We start from the raw sequence: 18,155 nt of genomic DNA on the forward strand, positions 1-18,155 counted from the left end.
CCTCGTGAGGGTCGCCGTCCGGACTAGCCTGGACCGGTGCCCGATCCGACCGACGCCGCCGACGCGGAGCCGCAGCTCCCGGTGGGCGTCGGGCCCTGGCCGGGCGGTCCGGACGCCTGGCCAGACGATCCGCGCTACGACCGCGACCTCCTCGAGCACGGCGATCGCCGCAACGTGATCGACCGATATCGCTACTGGACGATGACGGCGATCGTGGCGGACCTCGACGAGAAGCGGCATCCGTTCCACGTCGCGATCGAGAACTGGCAGCACGACATGAACATCGGCTCGATCGTCCGCAGCGCGAACGCGTTCGGCGCGGCCGAGGTGCACATCATCGGCAAACGGCGCTGGAACCGGCGCGGCGCGATGGTGACCGACCGGTACCAGCACGTCCGTCACCACGAGGACGTCGCGGCTTTCGCCGCATGGGCGGATGCCGCCGGGCTCCCGATCCTCGCCATCGACAACGTCGACGGGTCGGAGCCGGTCGACCGTGCGGACCTGCCGGAGCGCTGCGTGCTGCTGTTCGGGCAGGAGGGTCCCGGGCTGTCGCCCGAGGCGCTGGCCGCGGCATCCGGCGTCGTGGAGATCACCCAGTACGGGTCGACCCGGTCGATCAACGCCTCGGCCGCGGCGGCGGTCGTCATGTACGAGTGGTGCCGCCGCTACGCCTGATACTCGGCCGGGTCGGTCCTCGATCGTGAGGTCGACGGTGTAGGTGGCGTCGGTTCGACCGACGACCAGCAGGGCGGATCCGGGTCGTGCATCCGTCGGGAGGCTGGGGGGCGGGGGGTGACGTCACACCGCGACGGTCAGCCACTCGGCGCGGCGCACCCGCCAGCCGAGCGTCGCGAGGCGCGCGAGCATGTAGACGCCGAAGAAGCACGCGGCGAGCCAGGCGAGCCCGCCCGCCCCGGCCGGGTGTACGGCGATGAGGATGAGCAGCACCGGCAGGTACGGCACGAGGTTGAGGCCGCCGGCGATCGCGAGATACTTCGCGTCGCCGGCCCCCATGAGCACACCGTCGAGGACGAAGACGACACCGCAGATCGGCTGGGCGATCGCGAGCACGAGGAGCGCCGGCTGGATCAGTGCGGCCAGTTCCGGATCGCCGGTGAAGGCGAGTCCGATCACCCCCGACAGACCCGCGATGAGGGCGCCGACGATGACGCCGAACCAGGCGCCCCACGCGACCGTCCGGCCGAGCACGCGCCGCACGAACAGTTCGTCCCCGGCGCCGAGACCGCGTCCGATCAGGGCCTGTGCGGCGATCGCGAGCGCGTCGAGGGCGAACGCCGCCGTCGAGAAGATCGTGAACGCGACCTGCCACCCGGCGAGCTCGTCGGTGCCGAGTCCCGTGGCGACGCCGACGGTCGCGAGCAGCGCGGCGCGGAGGGAGACCGTCCGCAGGAACAGCCACCCGCCCGACCGTGCCGATCCGCGCACGCCCTCGCGCTGGGGCAGGACGGATGCCGAGTGCCGCCGCGCGAGCCGTCCGATCATGACGGCGTAGGCGGCGACCATGCCCCACTGCGCGGCGACCGTGCCGGCGGCGGAACCGGCGATGCCCCACCCGAACCCGTAGATGAACAGCCAGTTCAACAGGGCGTTCGCACCGAAGCCGAGGCCCGCGATCCACAGCGGGGTGACCGTGTCCTGCATGCCGCGGAGAAGTCCAGTCGCGGCGAAGACGATGAGCATGGCGGGCAAGCCCCACATCGACAGCGCGAGGTAGGTGACGGCCTGCTCGGCCACCTCTCTGCTGGGCCCGAAGAGGTCGACGAGCCAGGGCGTCGCGAGTGTGCCGGCCAGGGCGAGGAGTGCGCCGAGGCCGAGCGCCAGCCACAAGCCGTCGATGCCCACGCTGACCGCGCTCTTGCTGTCGCCGGCGCCGAACCGGCGGGCCACGGCGGGGGTGGTCGAATAAGCCAGGAAGATCATGAGGCCGACGATCGTCTGCAGCACGGCGCTCGCGATCCCGAGCCCCGCGAGCGGCACGACGCCGAGGTGGCCGATGAGTGCGGCATCCACGATCAAGAACATCGGCTCGGCCACCAGCGCGCCCAGCGCGGGCACGGCCAGGCGCAGGATCTCGCGGTTCAAGGTCTGCGCGGCCATGGTTTTCAGCCTAGGGGCGGGCGGCGACAGAGCCGCTGCGCCGTGTGCACTGGCGCGGGTCGCGGCGGCTCAGCCGCCGCGCGGCTCGTACCGGCGGGGTCTGTGAGTGCGGGCGACGAGGTCGCGGAGCGCCTCGAGAGAGCCGGTCACGAGGCCGGCGGCCCGAGCCTGCACGAGGATGTTCCCGAGCGCTGTCGCCTCGACCGGCCCGGCCAGCACGGGAACCCCCGCACGGTCGGCGGTGCGTTGGCACAGCAACTCGTTGAGCGCCCCGCCGCCGACCACATGGATCACCCGCACATCGACCCCGCCGACGCGTCCGGCCTCGTGCGCCACGTCGGCGAACGCCTGCGCGAGCGACTCGATGATGCTGCGGGTGATCTCGGCGCGGCTATGCGGAGCGGCGACGCCGTGCTCGGCGCACCAGGCGGCGATGCGGGCGGGCATGTCGCCCGGGGGGAGGAAGCGGGGGTCGTCGACGTCGAACACCGAGACCGGCCCCGTCACCGAGGCCGCGGCGTCGAGCAGGTCGCCGAGGTCGATCGTCTCGCCCTCGCGCTGCCAGCCGCGGACCGTCTCGCTGAGGATCCACAGCCCCATGACGTTGCGCAGCAGGCGGATGCGGCCGTCCACACCGCCCTCGTTCGTGAACTTCGCCTCGCGCGCCGCATCGGTCAGCACGGGGCGCGGGGCCTCGACCCCGACTAGACCCCACGTGCCGCAGGAGATGTAGGCCGCATCGCCGGAGGACATCGGCACCGCGACGACGGCGGATGCCGTGTCGTGCGACCCGACGGCAGTGACCGAGGCCTGGGTGCCCAGGGTCGCGGCGACATGCGCCGACAGCTCGCCGATCGTCTCGCCGGGGGAGACCAGCGGCGCGAGGAGGCTCGGCGACAGGCCCAGCGCGGCGATCAGATCGGCATCCCACTCGCCCGTGTCGGCGCGGAGGAGCCCCGTCGTCGACGCGTTCGTGCGCTCCGTGCGCGCCTGTCCCGTGAGCCAGAACCCGATGAGGTCGGGGATGAGCAGGGCGTGATCGGCGAGGTCGAGGAGGTCGCGGTCTTCGGCGGCGAGCTGGTAGAGCGTGTTGAACGGCAGGAACTGCAGACCGTTCCGGGCGAACAGGGCCGCGTGCGGGTGGCTCGCGTGGACCGCCTCGACACCCCGCACGGTCCGCTCGTCGCGGTAGTGGAAGGGCTCGCCGAGCAGGCGGGCCTTCGCGACGAGGCCGTAGTCGACGGCCCACGAGTCCACGCCGATGCTGGTGACGCCCGCGTCGCCGCGCAGGGCTTCGCGCAACCCGTCCAGAACCGATCCGTACAGACCGAGCAGGTTCCAGTGCAGCCCGTCGGGCAGGCGAACCGGATCGTTGGCGAAGCGCGCCACCGTCGTCGTCTCGAGCGTGTCGGCGCCGACGCGGCCGACGATGACGCGACCGCTCGTGGCCCCCAGGTCGACGGCGGCGATCGCTGCCGCGCGGCTCACGAACCCAGCGCCGCGAGGCGCGCGGCGAAGCGGGCGAGGGTGAGGGATGCGGCATCCCCCTCCTCCGGACGGTTCAGGTGGCCGTGCCCGGTGCCCGGCTCGATGACGTGCTCGACCTCGCGGCCGGCGGCGGCCAGCGTGCGGGCGAAGTGCTCGCTCGAGACGCGCAGCTCGTCGATGTCGCCCGCGACGATGAGCGTCGGCGGGAACTCGGCGAGCTCGTCCGCCGTCGCGAGGCCCGGGACTGCCGCCGTGGGCGCGCCCACGATGGATCCGCCGAGATAGTTCTCGTACATGCCGAGCACGACCGCAGGGCCGAACCGGTCCGCGTCCGGGTCCGCATCGAGCGCCGCACGCAGCGCGGCGTCGGGCGACGGCTGCTCGGCGAGGAGCGTCGGGTACGCGAGCAGCACGAGCGCCGGGAGTGCCCGGTCGTTCGCGATGAGACGCAGCACGGCGCCGGTCGCGATGTTCGCTCCTGCGCTGGCCCCGCCGATCGCGAGTCGCGCGGGGTCCACCCCGAGGGTGGCCGCCTCGGCGTGGAGCCAGTCCCACACCGCGAGCGTGTCGTCGGATGCCGCGGGGAACCCCGCGCGCTCGCGCCCGGGCTCGGCGAGAGGGGGCTCCCACCCGTCCGGCAGGGGCGCGAGGCGGTAGTCGACGGAGATGACCGTGGTCCCGGCATCCGCCAACGTCCGTGCGACATGGTCGGCCTCGGGCATGTCGATGTCGCCGGCGGCGAACCCGCCGCCGTGCAGCCAGACGAGTCCGGGGGTCGGCCGCTCGAGGACGCGCGCGGGGTAGACGCGGACGAGTCCGCCGGCCGCTCCGTAGGGGGGAGGGGTGTCGCTCATCGGTCGATCATGCACCCCAGCCGGCCTGCGTGCCGCCGACGCGCTCGTCGGCGATCCTCTGCAGGTGACCGGATGCCGCGTAGGCGGCCATCGGGTCGGCGGGGAGGCCGCGCGACTCGCGCCACTGGGCGAGCGCGGGGCGCACGTCGGTGTAGAAGGCGTCCATGAGGATGCCGTTGGCACCGAGGACGTCGTTGGCCTGCTGCGCCGCATCGAGCGCCGAGCGGTCGACGAGCAGCGCGCGGGCCGTCATCTCCTGCACGTTGAGGACCGAGCGGATCTGGCCGGGGATCTTGTCCTCGATGTTGTGGCACTGGTCGAGCATGAACGCGACGTCGGGGTTGTTCAGTCCGCCGCCGCGCACGACCTCGACGAGGATGCGGAACAGCTGGAACGGGTCGGCGGCGCCCACGATGAGGTCGTCGTCGGCGTAGAAGCGCGAGTTGAAGTCGAACGAGCCGAGCTTGCCGAGCCGCAGCAGCTGCATCACGATGAACTCGATGTTCGTTCCGGGTGCGTGGTGACCCGTGTCGAGGCAGACCATCGCCTTGTCGCCGAGGGCGGCCACCTGCGCGTAGGACGTCCCCCAGTCGGGAACGTCGGTGTGGTAGAACGACGGCTCGAAGAACTTGTACTCGAGCACGAGGCGCTGCTCCTCGCCCAGGCGGGCGTAGATCTGCTGCAGCGAGTCCTGCAGGCGGTCCTGGCGGCCGCGCATGTCGTTCTGGCCGGGGTAGTTCGACCCTTCGGCGAGCCAGATCTTGAGGTCGCGCGAGCCCGTCTCGTGCATGATGTCGATGCACTCGAGGTGGTGGTCGATGGCCTTGCGGCGGATGCGCTCGTCGTGGTGGGTGAGCGCCCCGAACTTGTAGTCCTCGTCCTGGAAGGTGTTCGAGTTGATCGTGCCGAGCTGCACGCCGAGATCCTCGGCGTGACGGCGCAGCGCCGCGTAGTCGTCGACCTTGTCCCATGGGATGTGCAGCGCGACGCTCGGGGCCAGCGCGGTGTAGCGGTTGACCTCGGCGGCATCCGCGATCTTCTCGAAGGGGTCGCGCGGGGTGCCCGCCGTCGCGAAGACGCGGAAGCGCGTGCCGGAGTTGCCGAACGCCCAGCTGGGCAGCTCGATGCCCTGGCCTTCGAGCTGGGTGAGGATCTCGGGGGAGAGCGTGGTCATGACGGGTCGCTTTCTGAAGGGGCGTCGGCGGCGGCCGCCGACTGGTCGTGCAGGTTGAAGACTTCGACGAGAGGGGTCGCCGCCTGATCGGGGCGGCCCTCGAGGCCGACGAAGAAGCGGCTCATCTCGGCCTCCCATCGGGCGGCGATGGGCGAGGCTGCAAGGTAGGCCTGGGCGGCCGTGTCGTCGTCGACCTCGTAGTAGCCGAAGAGCCGGCCGCCGTCGCCGAGGAAGAGGGAGTAGTTGCGTCGCCCGGCGGCGGCGATCTCGGCGAGCATCTCGGGCCAGACCGGAGAGTGGCGGGCGACGTACTCGTCGATGAGCGCAGGGTCGATCTGCAACTGGAAGGCGACGCGGGGCATGTCACTCCTTCGTGAGCGCGGGTCGTTGATCGGGGAATCGTTCTATGAAACGATTCAAGAATCAGAACAGTAACGTGGGTGCGAAGCATCCGTCAAGGCAGGTCACGTGGCAGTCAGTGTGAAGGACGTCGCTCGCACCGCGGGCGTCTCGGTGGGGACCGTTTCGAACGTCCTCAACCGGCCTGCGAAGGTCGCCCCGGCGACCGTCGAACGCGTGCACGCCGCCATCTCGGCGCTCGGGTTCGTCCGCAACGACGCCGCCCGCCAGCTGCGCGCCGGTCGTAGCCGCACCATCGGCCTCGTCGTGCTCGACTCGGCCAACCCCTTCTTCGCCGAGGTCGCGCGGGGGGCCGAGGAGCGGGCCGCCGAGCACGGCGTGATCGTGCTGTTCGGCAGCAGCGGGCAGGATGCCGCCCGCGAGAACACCTATCTCGACCTCTTCCGGGAGCAGCGGGTCAACGGCGTGCTGCTCACCCCGATCGCCCTCGACGACACCCGGGCCGCGATTCTCGAGACCGCCGGGGTGCCCGTCGTGCTTCTCGACGCCGAGGCCGACGGCGACCTGCCCTCCGTGGCCGTCGACGATGTCGAAGGCGGCTACCTGGCCGTGCAGCACCTGTTGCAGCAGGGGCGCCGACGCATCCTGTTCGCCGGGGGACCGGCATCCGTCCGCCAGGTGGCGGACCGCCTCGAGGGCGCGAAGCGCGCGCTCGCCGAGGTGCCCGGGACCACGCTCGAGGTCGCCTCGACAGACGAGCTCACCGTCCTCGCGGGCCGGCTCGTCGGTGAGCAGCTCGCCCATCGCGACGCGACCGACCGGCCCGACGGCGTGTTCTGCGCCAACGACCTGGTCGCGGTCGGGGTCCTGCAGGGTGCCGGCATCCTCGGATCCCTCCGCGTTCCGGAGGACCTGGCCCTGATCGGCTACGACGACATCGCCTTCGCGCAGTCCACGGTCGTACCGCTCAGCTCGATCCGGCAGCCCGCGCGGGAGATCGGCGCCGCCGCCGTCGACGCGCTGTTCGCCGCACTGGAGGACCCGGATGCCGCGCCGCAGCGCATCCGCTTCCGTCCCGAGCTCGTCGTCCGCGCCTCGACCGGGGGCTGACCGACCCGGCACCCGAGCGCGCCTCGGGCGTGAACGGGTGAGGTGGCCACATCATGTGCTCCGGACGACAACACCCGCTGTGAACGCGCCACAACGTGTGTCCTCGTCGAGAGCACATGATGTGGGCGGGAGGGCCGGCACGCCGCCGGCTCAGGTGAGGAGGGCGCGCTCGGCCCAGCCGCGCCAGCGCGGGCGGAAGAGGTAAAGACACGCGAGGCGCAGGCGGGTCGAGGCGCGGTAGGCGGCCATGCGCTCGGGGTCGGCGCCGACGGCGTACGCGGTCCGGTCGATCCAGGCGCGGGCGACATCGGCCCGGGCGGGCGTCCAGAGACCCTGCTCGGCACGCAGATCGACGTGCTCCTGCAGGTTCGCGAGGTCGAGCTCGGGCTCGGCGGCGCTGACGGTGTCGACGTCGAGAAGACCCAGTCGATCGCCGTCCCACAGCAGCTGCTTGTCGTGCAGGTCCCGGTGAGCCAGCGCAAGACGCGACGACGGATGCCGCAGCAGCCGCGCCTGCACCGCATCGGCCCTCCGGCGGATGGCGTCGCCGCCGGCGGGCAACGCGCGTGCGGCGTGCCCCGCCCACTCCCCGACGACCGCGACTTCGGCAGCGGCGTCGTGCGGGGTCGCGGCGGCCGCATCCGTGCCGGCGAGGGCGATCCAGGCGTCGTGCCAGGCGGCCCACGGGGCGTGCGGATCGCCGTGGTCGCTCGCGCCCCACGCGTGGAGCGTCGACCCCGGCAGCGCCGAGAACCGCACGACGCCGCGGCCCTCGGCGTCGGTGTCGCGCTCGAGCGCGGGCACCGCGAAGGCCGTGCCGAAGGGCGCCGCGCGCTCGGCCGCGGCGATCACGGCGGCCGCCTTCTTCGGGCGGACGATCTTCAGGTACGCCGTGCCGTCGGGAGCGCGGACGACGGCGCGCTTGCCGGGCCGGTGCGAGACCACGTCGCCGGTGATCCCGTGGAGCCCCGGAAGGGCGGGGTCCTCGCCGGCGGGAGCGACGGCGAGGCGTCCCGACGACCACCACGCTCCGCGCACGCGGTCGCCCGCGCGGAGCTCGACGGGCACGGGCCCCTCGGCGACCGGCCACGCCCGCGACACCGTCCACTCCAGCCCGCGATGACGGACGCGCTCCGGCAGACCGATCATCGGACCGCCTCCTCGGCGACGTCGACGGCGGCGTGGAGACCCTCGAGCCAATCGGGTCGGCCGCTGCGGAACGGTTCGACCGCCCGCTGCAGGGCCGCTGTCGCCGTCCATCGCGCCACGGCGCGCTCGTCGACCGGAACCTCGTAGCCCGAGCGGAGGGCATCGGTCAGGGTGCGCCCGGCCAGCAGCTCGCCGGCGGCGAAGGATCCGAGGTCCCGCTCGGGCTCGCCCCATCCGGCGCGGTCGAAGTCGATGAGGCGCACATCATCACGGTCGCGCAGCACCTGGTCAGCGGTGAAGTCGCCGTGGACGAGCGCACGTCGGTCGCCCGAGGGCAGTGCGCGGATGCGTCCAGCGACCGCGGTCGCGCGGGTCCCGGCATCCGCGTCGAGCAGGCGGATCGCGGCCACCGCCGTCGCCAGGTCACCCTCGGCGGAGGACGCGGAGGGCGCATCGCCCGCGCTTGCGGCGTGGACCGCCGCGAGCGCGCGGCCTGCGGCGGCGGCCGCGGGCGGCGAGGGCGATACGGCGAGATCGCCCGACCCCCACCACGGGGTGCGCTGCACACCGGCATGCACCTGATGCGCGGGCAGCACGGCGAGCCCGGCGGCGGCGAGGCGCTGCGTGAGGGCGGGGCGCCCGGCATCCGTCGCCGCGACCTTCACCACGTCGTCCCCGGCGCGCAGCACGACGCGGCGGTGCGGGTTGTAGCGCAGCACGGTCGCGTCGTCGCCCAGCACACGACGGGCACGGCGCAGGGTCTTCGCGAGCACGCGGTCGGCGGTGAGCGGACCGGCGACACCGCCCGGCACCTGGGTCAGCCGCGCGCCCGTGGCGGCGGCGCGATCGTGCAGCTTGGCGATCTTGGCGACGTCGACATAGGCGGCGACCCAGCCGTGCTCGCCCCGGGAGACCACTCCGAGCACGATGCTCGTCGCCGGCTTGTACCGCACTCGGGTGATCCGCACGTCGCGTCCGAGCACCTCCGAGAGCCGCGTCGCGTCGAGCAGGACGTCGAGCGCGAGGGCCGGATCGCGCAGCATCGTCGTGGCGCTCACGAGGCGACCTCCTCGGCCCGCATCGCCGTCCGCGCGGTGCGGAACCACTGCGACAGGCGCGTACCCGGATCGGCGAGAAGGGCGGCCGGATCTCCGTCCTCGACGATGCGGCCGTCCTCGAGCCACAGCACACGGTCGGCGCCCGTGACGGCGGCGGGGTCGTGGGTGATCGTGAGGGTCGTCCGGCCCGCGGTGAGCTCGTCGAGCGAGCGCTGCACGGCGTGCTTGGACTCGGGGTCGAGGCCCGTCGTCGCCTCGTCGAGGATCACGATCGGGGCATCGCGCAGCAGTGCACGGGCGATGGCGACGCGCTGCCGCTGCCCGCCCGAGAGCGTGTTGCCGCGTCCGCCCAGAACGGTGTCGTAGCCGTCGGGCAGGGCGGCGATGAACTCGTGCGCCCGAGCCCGGCGCGCGGCGGCCTCGACCTCGGCGTCGGTCGCGCCGAGGCGGCCGTGCCGGATGTTCTCGCGCACCGTCGTGGCGAACAGCACCGTCTCCTGCAGCACGACCGATACGGCACCGCGGACGCTGTCGAGCGTCGCCGCGCGCAGGTCGACGCCGTCGATCGTGACGCGACCCCACGCGGGGTCCATCGAGCGGCCCACGAGTGCGGCGAGCGTCGACTTGCCTGCGCCCGAGGGACCCAGCAGGCACACCGACTCGCCCGCGCGCAGGTCGATCGACAGTCCCCGGAACAGCGGCGTCCCGCGCCCGTCGGCGAGCGTCACGTTCTCGAACGACACGGCGCCGGCGTGCGGGCGGAGCGGTACGGCATCGGGGGATTCGACGACCTCGACGGGCGTCTCGAGCAGGTCGGCGACGCGCTCACCGGATGCCGCGGCCCGGGCGATGCGCCCGGTGTACTTCGCGAGGTCCTTGAGCGGGCGCATCGCGAGCTTGAGGTACGCGGTGAACACGACCAGGTCACCGGGCGACATGCGGTTCTCGAGCACCTGCCACCCGCCGCCGACGAGGACGAGCGCGAGGGCGAGACCCACGATGACGTCCGTGCGACGCTCGAGCGCGGCGGCGAGGCGTCGCGCCTTGACGCCCTCGCGCAGAGCGACGGCGTTGCCTCGGGCGAACACGCTGCCGCGCTCGCGCTCGAGACCGAAGGCCTGCACGACGCGGATCGCGTCGAGCGTCTCGGCCGCCGACTCCGCGAGGCGGCCCTCGCCCTTGCGGGTGGTCCGCGACGCGGCGGTGATCGCCGTGCCCGACCGGCGCGAGAGCAGCCAGTAGGCCAGAGCGGATGCCGCGACCACCACCGTCAGCATCGGGTCGAGCCACATCATGACGGCCGCCAGGGTCACGAGCGTGATGACGTTGCCGATCAGCGGCAGGCCGGCGCTCACCGCGACCTCCTGGAGCCGCCCGACGTCGCCGACGAGCCGCTGCACGATGTCACCCGACGGCGCCGTCGCATGGAAGCGGATCGACAGTGCCTGCAGGTGGTCGAAGACCCGAGCCCGCAGGGCCGTCGCGACACGCGAGCCGACGAGGGCGAACGCGATCGTGCTCAGGTACGAGCTCAGCGCGCGCAGGCAGACGATCACGAGCAGTGCGACGCCGCACCCGACGAGCAGGTCGACGGTGGCCGGAGGGATGCCGGTCGTCGCCGCCCCCGTCGCGCCCAGGCTCACCGCGAGGGAGTCGACGACGAGTTTGAGGGGCCAGGGCTCGAGGACGCGGAACGCGACCTCGAGGAGGAGGACGAGGAGCCCGGCGATCAGGAGCAGCGCATGCGGACGCAGCAGCGGCCGGACGATCGCGAGGGTCCGATGGATCGGTCCGGCGGCCCGGGTCTCGGCCCGGGCGACACGGGCCGCTGCGCGGTCGGGGCGGGCGGTGCGGAAGCGGCTCATGCGGGGACCTCCTCACGGGGGGTGCGGTCGGGGAGCGCGGTCAGGATGCGGTCGAGGACACGGGTCCAGTCGTGGTGGGCGACGGCATCCGCTCGTCCTTCGGCGCCGAGGCGGCCGGTGAGGCCTCGGTCGTCGACGAGGCGGGCCAGCGCCGCGGCCAGGGCGTCGGCTGAGCCCGGCTCGACCAGCAGACCGGTGCGGCCGTGGTCGATGATCGCCGGCACTTGGCCGATGGCCGAGGCGACGACGGCGAGCCCGGCCGCCAGGTATTCGTAGACCTTGAGCGGCGAGAAGTAGCCGGCTCCGGGCGGGTACGGCGCGACGCCGACGTCGAGCGCTGCGAGCGCGGCGGGCACGTCGGCGGGGCGGAGTGCGCCCGTGGAGTGGACGGCGACGCCGCGCTCCGCGGCGCGGGCCAGCAGGGCGGGTCCCTCGGGTCCGTCGCCGACGAGGGTCAGCGTCGCGCGGTCATCGAGGGAGGCGACCGCATCGATGAGCACCTCGACGCCGTGCCAGGGCTTCAGGGTCCCGACGAAACCGATGCGCAGCGGGCCGTCGGTGCCGCGGTCACGGGGACGGATGCGGGCGGTGTTGACGCCGTTGGGGACGACCAGGGGGGAGCACCCTCCGTGCGCTGCGGCCCACGCCGCGACCGGCTCGGACACGCACGCGACGACATCGGCGGTCGCCAGGGCGTCGTGCGCTGCGGCGACGGCTCCGGTCTCGTCGACGAGGTCGCGGTGCTGCTTCTGCTCCTCGATGAGGGGTGCGTTCACCTCGAGCACGAACGCGGCGCCCGTCGCGCCGGCGACGACCGCACCGACGCGGCTGAACAGCGAGAACCGCTCGTAGACGAGGTCGCAGCCGTCCGTCACGATGCGGGCGGCGAGCTGCCGGGACGCCTCGGCGACCGACCGCTCGCGCTCTGCGGGCTCACCCTTGCCGACGGCGATCTCGACGACCGGGACGTCGCCGAGGTCGCCCGGGACGTGGTCGCCGCGACGTGTGCAGTAGAGGGTGACCTCGTCGCCGCGGGCGCGGAAGGCGCGGACGATCTCCTGCACGTGCACCGACGCGCCCTTCGTGCCGAACACCGGGATGCCCGGGTCGACGCAGACATAGGCGATGCGCATCACGCCACCTCCGCGAGCACGCGGCGACCCGCAGTGAGCGCGGCGAGCTCCGACGCCTGCCGCCGCGAGTCGAAACGCTCCTCCACGAGGCGACGGGCACGGGAGGCGAGGCCCGCGGCATCCGTCGTCCCGTCCGCGAAGCCGCGGAGCGCGGCGACGAGGTCGTCGACCGAGCCGGCGCGGCAGAGGACCCCGGTGTCGCCGTCGCGGACGATCTCGGGAATCCCGGTGACGTCGGTCGAGATGCAGGGGATGCCGGTGGCCATCGCCTCGAGCAGGACCGTGGGCAGACCGTCGGCGTTGCCGTCGTCCGAGACGACGCACGGCGCGACGAAGACGTCGGACTCGCCGAGCAGCCGCGCGACGTCGTGCTGGGGGAGCGGACCGAGCAGGCGGACCCGGTCACCGACGCCCGCGCACTCGATGCGGGCGGCGAGATCGCCGGCGAGTTCGCCCGTTCCGGCGATCTCGGCCGAGACGTCGACACCGGCGTCACGCAGGCGCACGACCGCGTCGACGAGGACGTCGAACCCCTTCTTCGCGACGAGCCGGCCCACCGCCGCGATGCGGAGCGGACCGCGACGCACAGGGCGGGGGCGGAAGCGGAACCGGTCGAGTTCGAGCCCGTTGTAGAGGCGGTGCACATCGCCCGTCGCGGGGAGCGTCTTGCGCAGGAAGGCGAGGTTGTAGTCGCTGACCGTGACGGTGAACGCCGCGTCCTGGAGCTTCTGTGCGAGGGCTGCGCGGTCGACGCTCTCGTGGAACAGGTCCTTCGCGTGTGCCGTGAACGAGTAGGGGATGCCGGTGAGCCGCGACGCGAGCCGTGCCACGGTCGTCGCGACCGAGCCGAAGTGCGCGTGCAGGTGGGTGATCCGCTCGCGACGGGCCGCGGCGGCGAGCAGCACCGCCTGCACGGCGTCGTCGACCTCGGCGGCGAGGAGATCGCCGAGGTGGGCGGCGATCGCGTCGGCCAGTGCCGGGTCGGCCGCGGCATCCCGCAGGACGGACCAGAGCGCGGACGGCTTCGTCGGGCGTCCCAGGTGGAACACCGGAGCCTGCACCCGGGCCAACTCGGGGTGGAAGCGGGTGTCGTCGGTGGGGCGCAGGGCGAAGACGGCGAGGTCCTCGCCGAGCGCCTCGCGGGCGAGGATCTCGGTGACGACGAACGTCTCGGAGAACCGTGGGTAGACCTTGACGACGTAACCGATGCGCGGTGCGGTCTCAGACGGCATGCTCCATCAGCTCCTTCCGGGTGCGGGCCGCGGCGACGAGCTCGGCGGCGTGGTCGGCGACGGTCGCGAGACCGTCGAGATCGATTCCGGCCCGCGCGACGCGGGAGCCGACGGCGCGGGCGAAGAAGGCCGACAGCGCCTCGGGGGTGGCATCCGCCGACGAGAGGGTCTCGACCGCGCCGAGCGAGGCGAGCGCCGCGGCCCGCAGCGGCTGCTCGACGCGACGGTTGTCGCGAGGCACGATCAGCGCGGGGGTCGACGTGCTCATGATCTCGGCGACCGCGTTGTACCCGCCCATGCTGACGACCGCGTCCGCGCGGCGGATGAGGGCCAGCGCGTCGGGCACTGATCGGGTCACGGTCGTCAGAGGCCCCGCCGCAGCGCGGATCGCTCGGCGGTCCTCGGCGGGCATCTCGGGCCCGGTGACGATGACGTGACGGATGCCGGCGGGCACGGTGGCCCGCGCTGCCGCCGTCGCGATCGCGCCGCCGTCCGAGCCGCCGCCGACGGTGGTCAGCACGAACGGCTCCTCGGCGACGGGGTGGCCGCGGCCGGGGCGACCGTGGCTGAGGTATCCGGTGTGGCGGACGAGGGGGACGAGGCCCGCCGGGATCTCGCCGGTGCGGGTGAGGTCGTGGACACCGGGGTCGCCGTACACCCAGATCTCGTCGAAGGACCGGCGCACGGCATCCGCTCCACCGATCGCAGCCCATTCGGCGTGCGTCGCGGACGGCTCGTCCAGGACGTCCCGCAGGCCGAGGACGGTCGTGCACGACGGGCGGTGGTGGCGGAGCCAGTGCAGCGTCGGTGCGAGTTCCTGCTCGACACCGAAGGCGTGCCGGTCGACGACGAACAGGTCGGGGCGGAAGGCGGCCATCGCCGCGTGCACGCTGCCACCGCGGATGCCGGTGACCCGCTGGAGTCCCGCGGTGAGGTGCTGCGAGGAGTAGCCGCCGGGGCCGGTCGTGATGCTGGGAAGGATGAGCCAATCCCACCCGGGCGGGGTGGGGAAGGTCGTCGCGGCGGACTGTCCGCTGATGAGCAGGCCGGTCACCTCGTCGCCCAGCAGCGCGGGGAGGCGTTCGCTGAGTGCGTGGGCGATGGCCAGGTTGCGGCGGACGTGGCCGAGGCCGACGGAGTCGTGCGAGTAGAGCGCGATACGGATCACCATGGTGAAGCCTCCGGGGCCGAGGGGTGGACGTCGATGTGTCCACCGTGCCGACGGCCGCTAAGCCGGATGTGAGCCGTGTGTGAGAGCCCACTTATGTCGGGTGTGTTTCATGCGGCATCCGCCCCTCGCGAGAGTGCGCGCTCGAGCCGAACGGCGCGCGCAGCCCGGCCACATCATGTGCTCCGGACGAGAACACACGTCGTGGAGGGCTCACATCGTGTGGTCTCGTCGCGAGCACATGATGTGGACGTAGGAGGGGATGCCGGGACGCAGCGCCCGTTGACACGATTCAACCCCGCACGTAGGCTCGCGGTGCGACTGGGGAAAGCGCATTCCATCACGAGTTCGAAGGTGAACAGCATGAGAAGACCCGTCCGCACGTCCGTCGTCGCCGCGCTCGCCGCAGCGGCACTGCTGGTCCCGGCTCAGGCCGCGATCGCCCACCCGGGTCACGGTCCGGGAAAACCGAAGCCCGGTGCGTCGCCACAGCTCGAGACGCTCGACCGCGGCCTCGTCGCCCTCCCCGGCGAGGACGGGATCCACCTCACGTGGCGCCTGTTCCGCAGCGAGGCGACGGGAGCGACCGAGACCGGCCTCACCGGCACCGACTTCGTCGTGAAGCGCGACGGAAGGCGCATCGCGACCGTTACCGACTCGACGACCTACGTCGACCCGGACGGCACCGACCGGTCGCGCTACACCGTCTCGCCGCTGCAGGGGAAGCGCGAGGGCAAGCCGTCCGAGAAGGTGGCGGTGCAGGGTTCGCCCTTCCTCGACATCCCGCTCACGAAGCCCGCGGACGGCATCACGCCCGCCGGCGAGGCGTACACCTACTCGGCGAACGACGTCTCGGTAGGCGACGTGGACGGCGACGGAGCGTATGAGTACGTCGTCAAGTGGGACCCGTCGAACTCGAAGGACGTCTCGCAGGTCGGCTACACCGGCCCGGTCTACATCGACACCTACGAGCTCGACGGCACGCTGCTGAACCGCATCGACCTCGGTGTGAACATCCGCGCCGGAGCGCACTACACGCAGTTCCTCGTCTACGACTTCGACGGCGACGGCAAAGCCGAGATCATGATGAAGACGGCCCCGGGAACCAAGAGCACGGAGTACAAGAAGGGCAAGGCGAAGAAGTCCGCGTTCGTGACGATGCCGAAAGCCGACCGCAAGGCCGGCTACTCGCACAGCGACGACTACCGGCTGAGCGCCGAGGGCTACGCCGCCCACCTCGCCGACGTGTTCCAGGGCTGGTCGGAGCGCGACGAGGTCGTGTCGGGCCAGTGGCCCGCCACGATCGAGGAGGCGCTCGGCACCGAGCCGACGCACGACTACCCGCTGTCGCGCGCCGACGCCGAAGAGCTCGTCGACTACTTCATCGACGTCTACGCCCCGTCGCGCTCGGCTCGGAACGTCCTGCGGAACTTCGAGGGCTTCATCGTCGACGGTCCGGAGTACCTCACGGTGTTCGAGGGCAAGACCGGCAAGGAGCTTGAGACCGTCCGCTACGAGCCGAGCCGCGGCGACGACGGCCTGCTGTGGGGCGACTACGCCATGTCGCGCATCGAGCCGGGCAACCGCGTCGACCGCTTCCTCTCGGGAGTGGCCTACCTCGACGGGCAGCATCCGTCAGCGGTGTTCGCGCGGGGCTACTACACGCGCTCGACCGTCGCGACCTACGACTGGAACGGCAAGCACCTCACGAAGCGCTGGTTCGTCGACAGCGGCCATGTCCCGATGACCAACCCGTTCAACGACGGCCCGCACGGCCGCGACGGCACCGACCCCGAGTACGGCACGCTCACGACGCAGGGCTTCCACAGCCTGAGCGCGTCGGACGTCGACGGCGACGGCAAGCAGGAGATCGTCTACGGCTCGGCGACGCTCGACGACGACGGCAGCCTGCTCTACTCGTCCTTCGACACGATGCCCGAGGGCAGCGCGACGCCGGGTGAGAACGTGCGGCTCGGTCACGGCGACGCGATGCACGTCGGCGACTTCGACCCGAACCGTCCCGGCAAGGAGATCTTCACGGTCCACGAGGGCGGCGCGTACGCCCCGTACGGGACGGCGATGCGGAATGCCGCGACGGGCGAGGTGCTCTTCGGCGCCTACTCCGGCCGCGACACCGGCCGTGGGATGGTCGGCGACGTCCGCTCCGACATCCCGGGCATAGAGGTGTGGTCGAGTATGCCCGCAGGGACGGATGCCTCGGGCCTCCTCTCCGCCGAGGGTGACATCCTGCAGCCCACCAACCCCGGCACGAACATGTCGATCCGGTGGGCCGGTGACCTCACGACGCAGATCGTGAACGGGGCGCAGACCGTGACCCCGACGATCGACGACTGGACGCGCGGGACGCTGCTCACGGCATCCGGCACCCTCACGAACAACGGCACGAAGGGCAATCCGTCACTCGTCGCCGATGTCCTGGGGGACTGGCGCGAGGAGCTGCTCGTGCGGACGGCCGACTCGTCGGCGCTGCGCATCTACGTGTCGACCGAGCCGACCGAGCACAAGCTCTACACGCTCATGCACGACCCGCAGTACCGGGTCGAGATCGCGCGTCAGCAGACGACGTACAACCAGCCCGCGTACACGGACTTCTACCTGGCGTCCGACATGTCCTTCGCGGACGTGCCGCTGCGCTGACCGGTGGACTGAGAAGGGGCGGATGCCGGTGGCATCCGCCCCTTCGTCGTGCAGTGCATGGAGGCGAGCGGGTGTCCACCTGTTGCGTGCATGCGGACGCGCGCGGGCGGGCGGGCGGGCGGGTGTCCACATCATGTGTTGCGGACCACCACACACGATCCGTGCAGTCCAGGACGGGTGTTCTCGTCCTGAGCACATGATGTGGACACCGGGGAGCCGGGCGGCGCACTCGCGTCAGTCGGCCTTGCGGCGGCGCGCGCTCGCGGAGCGCGGCGGGGCGGCGCGCATGTGGTCGCGGACCCGCCCGAGGACGTCGGCGAGCATGCGGGCCTCGCCGGCGGCGAGAGGGGAGAGGAAGTAGCCCCGGAGGATCTCGAGGTGCCCGGGAAAGACCGTCGCGAGCAGCTCTCGACCGGCATCCGTGATCGTCACCGTCACGCTCCGCTCGTCGTCGACCGACGGGGTTCGGGCGACGAGGCCGCGCGATTCCAGGAGCTGTGCCTGGTAGGTCAGACCGCTCCGGCTGTACACGACTCCGTCGGCGAGGTCCGTCATGCGCGCGCTGCCGTCGGGTGAACCGCCCAGGGTCGCCAGGACGTGGAACTGCACGTAGCTGAGGCCACCGGCATCCTTCAGCTGCCGTTCGACGGTGTGCCGCAGGAGGTTGCCCACCTCGGTCACGGCGAAGTACGCCGCCAGGTCGGCATCGCTGATCTCGCTCATGCCTCGACGATACCAATGTTTCGAGTTCGAATCACTTGCTTCGAAATCGAAACAACGCTACG

At 72.3% G+C, this 18,155-nt stretch carries 15 protein-coding genes; 3 read left to right on the plus strand and 12 right to left on the minus strand.

Annotated elements, in window-relative coordinates; all coding sequences use genetic code 11:
• Nucleotides 1-36: 36 nt before the first annotated feature.
• Nucleotides 37-678, plus strand: a complete 642-nt coding sequence (locus AB0259_RS11665; RefSeq protein ID WP_366221540.1) for an RNA methyltransferase — start codon at nucleotides 37-39, stop codon at nucleotides 676-678.
• Nucleotides 679-801: 123 nt separating this feature from the next.
• Here AB0259_RS11665 and AB0259_RS11670 read toward each other — a convergent pair whose 3' ends face one another.
• The 5 genes from AB0259_RS11670 to AB0259_RS11690 form a co-directional block, all read right to left on the minus strand.
• Nucleotides 802-2,121 carry an MATE family efflux transporter gene (locus AB0259_RS11670; protein WP_366221538.1) on the minus strand — a complete coding sequence of 440 codons (1,320 nt, stop codon included), beginning with the start codon at nucleotides 2,119-2,121 and terminating at the stop codon, nucleotides 802-804.
• A 69-nt stretch (nucleotides 2,122-2,190) separates the two neighbouring features.
• Entirely contained in the window at nucleotides 2,191-3,609 is a 1,419-nt protein-coding gene (locus AB0259_RS11675; RefSeq protein ID WP_366221536.1) for a rhamnulokinase family protein, read from the minus strand.
• Nucleotides 3,606-4,463 (minus strand): alpha/beta hydrolase fold domain-containing protein, encoded by an 858-nt coding sequence (locus AB0259_RS11680; protein WP_366221532.1) that lies wholly within the window; start codon nucleotides 4,461-4,463, stop codon nucleotides 3,606-3,608. The genes AB0259_RS11675 and AB0259_RS11680 overlap by 4 nt, the downstream gene beginning before the upstream one ends.
• Nucleotides 4,464-4,470: 7 nt before the next feature.
• The gene (rhaI, locus tag AB0259_RS11685) at nucleotides 4,471-5,637 is read right to left on the minus strand and encodes an L-rhamnose isomerase (protein WP_366221530.1); all 1,167 of its coding nucleotides are present in this window, start codon (nucleotides 5,635-5,637) and stop codon (nucleotides 4,471-4,473) included.
• A complete protein-coding gene (locus tag AB0259_RS11690; protein WP_251583255.1) occupies nucleotides 5,634-5,999 on the minus strand; it encodes an L-rhamnose mutarotase in 366 nt (121 codons plus the stop codon). Before AB0259_RS11690 ends, rhaI begins: the two co-directional genes overlap by 4 nt.
• A 106-nt stretch (nucleotides 6,000-6,105) precedes the next feature.
• On the opposite strand from AB0259_RS11690, the gene AB0259_RS11695 reads away from it, so the two are divergent.
• Complete coding sequence (locus AB0259_RS11695) at nucleotides 6,106-7,107, plus strand: LacI family DNA-binding transcriptional regulator (RefSeq protein ID WP_366221528.1); 1,002 nt, start codon at nucleotides 6,106-6,108, stop codon at nucleotides 7,105-7,107.
• A 150-nt stretch (nucleotides 7,108-7,257) separates the two neighbouring features.
• On the opposite strand, the gene AB0259_RS11700 is transcribed toward AB0259_RS11695, so the two are convergent.
• Genes AB0259_RS11700 through AB0259_RS11725 form a run of 6 tightly spaced genes read right to left on the minus strand, consistent with a single transcriptional unit; the run spans nucleotide 7,258 to nucleotide 14,715 of the window.
• Nucleotides 7,258-8,256 (minus strand): hypothetical protein, encoded by a 999-nt coding sequence (locus AB0259_RS11700; protein WP_366221526.1) that lies wholly within the window; start codon nucleotides 8,254-8,256, stop codon nucleotides 7,258-7,260.
• The gene (locus AB0259_RS11705; RefSeq protein ID WP_366221524.1) at nucleotides 8,253-9,314 is read right to left on the minus strand and encodes a phosphotransferase; all 1,062 of its coding nucleotides are present in this window, start codon (nucleotides 9,312-9,314) and stop codon (nucleotides 8,253-8,255) included. Before AB0259_RS11705 ends, AB0259_RS11700 begins: the two co-directional genes overlap by 4 nt.
• The gene (locus AB0259_RS11710; RefSeq protein ID WP_366221522.1) at nucleotides 9,311-11,179 is read right to left on the minus strand and encodes an ABC transporter ATP-binding protein; all 1,869 of its coding nucleotides are present in this window, start codon (nucleotides 11,177-11,179) and stop codon (nucleotides 9,311-9,313) included. The genes AB0259_RS11705 and AB0259_RS11710 overlap by 4 nt, the downstream gene beginning before the upstream one ends.
• Nucleotides 11,176-12,312 (minus strand): glycosyltransferase family 4 protein, encoded by a 1,137-nt coding sequence (locus AB0259_RS11715; RefSeq protein ID WP_366221520.1) that lies wholly within the window; start codon nucleotides 12,310-12,312, stop codon nucleotides 11,176-11,178. The genes AB0259_RS11710 and AB0259_RS11715 overlap by 4 nt, the downstream gene beginning before the upstream one ends.
• Nucleotides 12,312-13,544: a glycosyltransferase gene (locus AB0259_RS11720; protein WP_366221518.1), complete on the minus strand. Its 1,233-nt coding sequence runs from the start codon at nucleotides 13,542-13,544 to the stop codon at nucleotides 12,312-12,314. Before AB0259_RS11720 ends, AB0259_RS11715 begins: the two co-directional genes overlap by 1 nt.
• Complete coding sequence (locus tag AB0259_RS11725) at nucleotides 13,534-14,715, minus strand: glycosyltransferase (RefSeq protein ID WP_366221516.1); 1,182 nt, start codon at nucleotides 14,713-14,715, stop codon at nucleotides 13,534-13,536. The genes AB0259_RS11720 and AB0259_RS11725 overlap by 11 nt, the downstream gene beginning before the upstream one ends.
• Before the next feature lie 351 nt (nucleotides 14,716-15,066).
• Here AB0259_RS11725 and AB0259_RS11730 point away from each other — a divergent pair, with 351 nt between their 5' ends.
• Nucleotides 15,067-17,370, plus strand: coding sequence for a rhamnogalacturonan lyase (locus AB0259_RS11730; protein ID WP_366221514.1), 2,304 nt, complete (start codon nucleotides 15,067-15,069; stop codon nucleotides 17,368-17,370).
• Nucleotides 17,371-17,604: 234 nt separating this feature from the next.
• Here AB0259_RS11730 and AB0259_RS11735 read toward each other — a convergent pair whose 3' ends face one another.
• Nucleotides 17,605-18,093: a MarR family transcriptional regulator gene (locus AB0259_RS11735; protein ID WP_366221512.1), complete on the minus strand. Its 489-nt coding sequence runs from the start codon at nucleotides 18,091-18,093 to the stop codon at nucleotides 17,605-17,607.
• Nucleotides 18,094-18,155: the final 62 nt, after the last annotated feature.

This window comes from Microbacterium sp. NPDC080005, assembly GCF_040702445.1.
In the GTDB taxonomy this organism is placed as follows: Bacteria; Actinomycetota; Actinomycetes; order Actinomycetales; family Microbacteriaceae; genus Microbacterium; species Microbacterium oleivorans_D.

Bases quoted from the DNA above. Each gene is read 5' to 3' on its own strand.
- AB0259_RS11670 (WP_366221538.1), bottom strand. From the start codon at position 2,121: ATGGCCGCGCAGACCTTGAACCGCGAGATCCTGCGCCTGGCCGTGCCC.
- AB0259_RS11680 (WP_366221532.1), bottom strand. From the start codon at position 4,463: ATGAGCGACACCCCTCCCCCCTACGGAGCGGCCGGCGGACTCGTCCGC.
- rhaI (WP_366221530.1), bottom strand. From the start codon at position 5,637: ATGACCACGCTCTCCCCCGAGATCCTCACCCAGCTCGAAGGCCAGGGC.
- AB0259_RS11690 (WP_251583255.1), bottom strand. From the start codon at position 5,999: ATGCCCCGCGTCGCCTTCCAGTTGCAGATCGACCCTGCGCTCATCGAC.
- AB0259_RS11700 (WP_366221526.1), bottom strand. From the start codon at position 8,256: ATGATCGGTCTGCCGGAGCGCGTCCGTCATCGCGGGCTGGAGTGGACG.
- AB0259_RS11710 (WP_366221522.1), bottom strand. From the start codon at position 11,179: ATGAGCCGCTTCCGCACCGCCCGCCCCGACCGCGCAGCGGCCCGTGTC.
- AB0259_RS11715 (WP_366221520.1), bottom strand. From the start codon at position 12,312: ATGCGCATCGCCTATGTCTGCGTCGACCCGGGCATCCCGGTGTTCGGC.
- AB0259_RS11720 (WP_366221518.1), bottom strand. From the start codon at position 13,544: ATGCCGTCTGAGACCGCACCGCGCATCGGTTACGTCGTCAAGGTCTAC.
- AB0259_RS11725 (WP_366221516.1), bottom strand. From the start codon at position 14,715: ATGGTGATCCGTATCGCGCTCTACTCGCACGACTCCGTCGGCCTCGGC.
- AB0259_RS11735 (WP_366221512.1), bottom strand. From the start codon at position 18,093: ATGAGCGAGATCAGCGATGCCGACCTGGCGGCGTACTTCGCCGTGACC.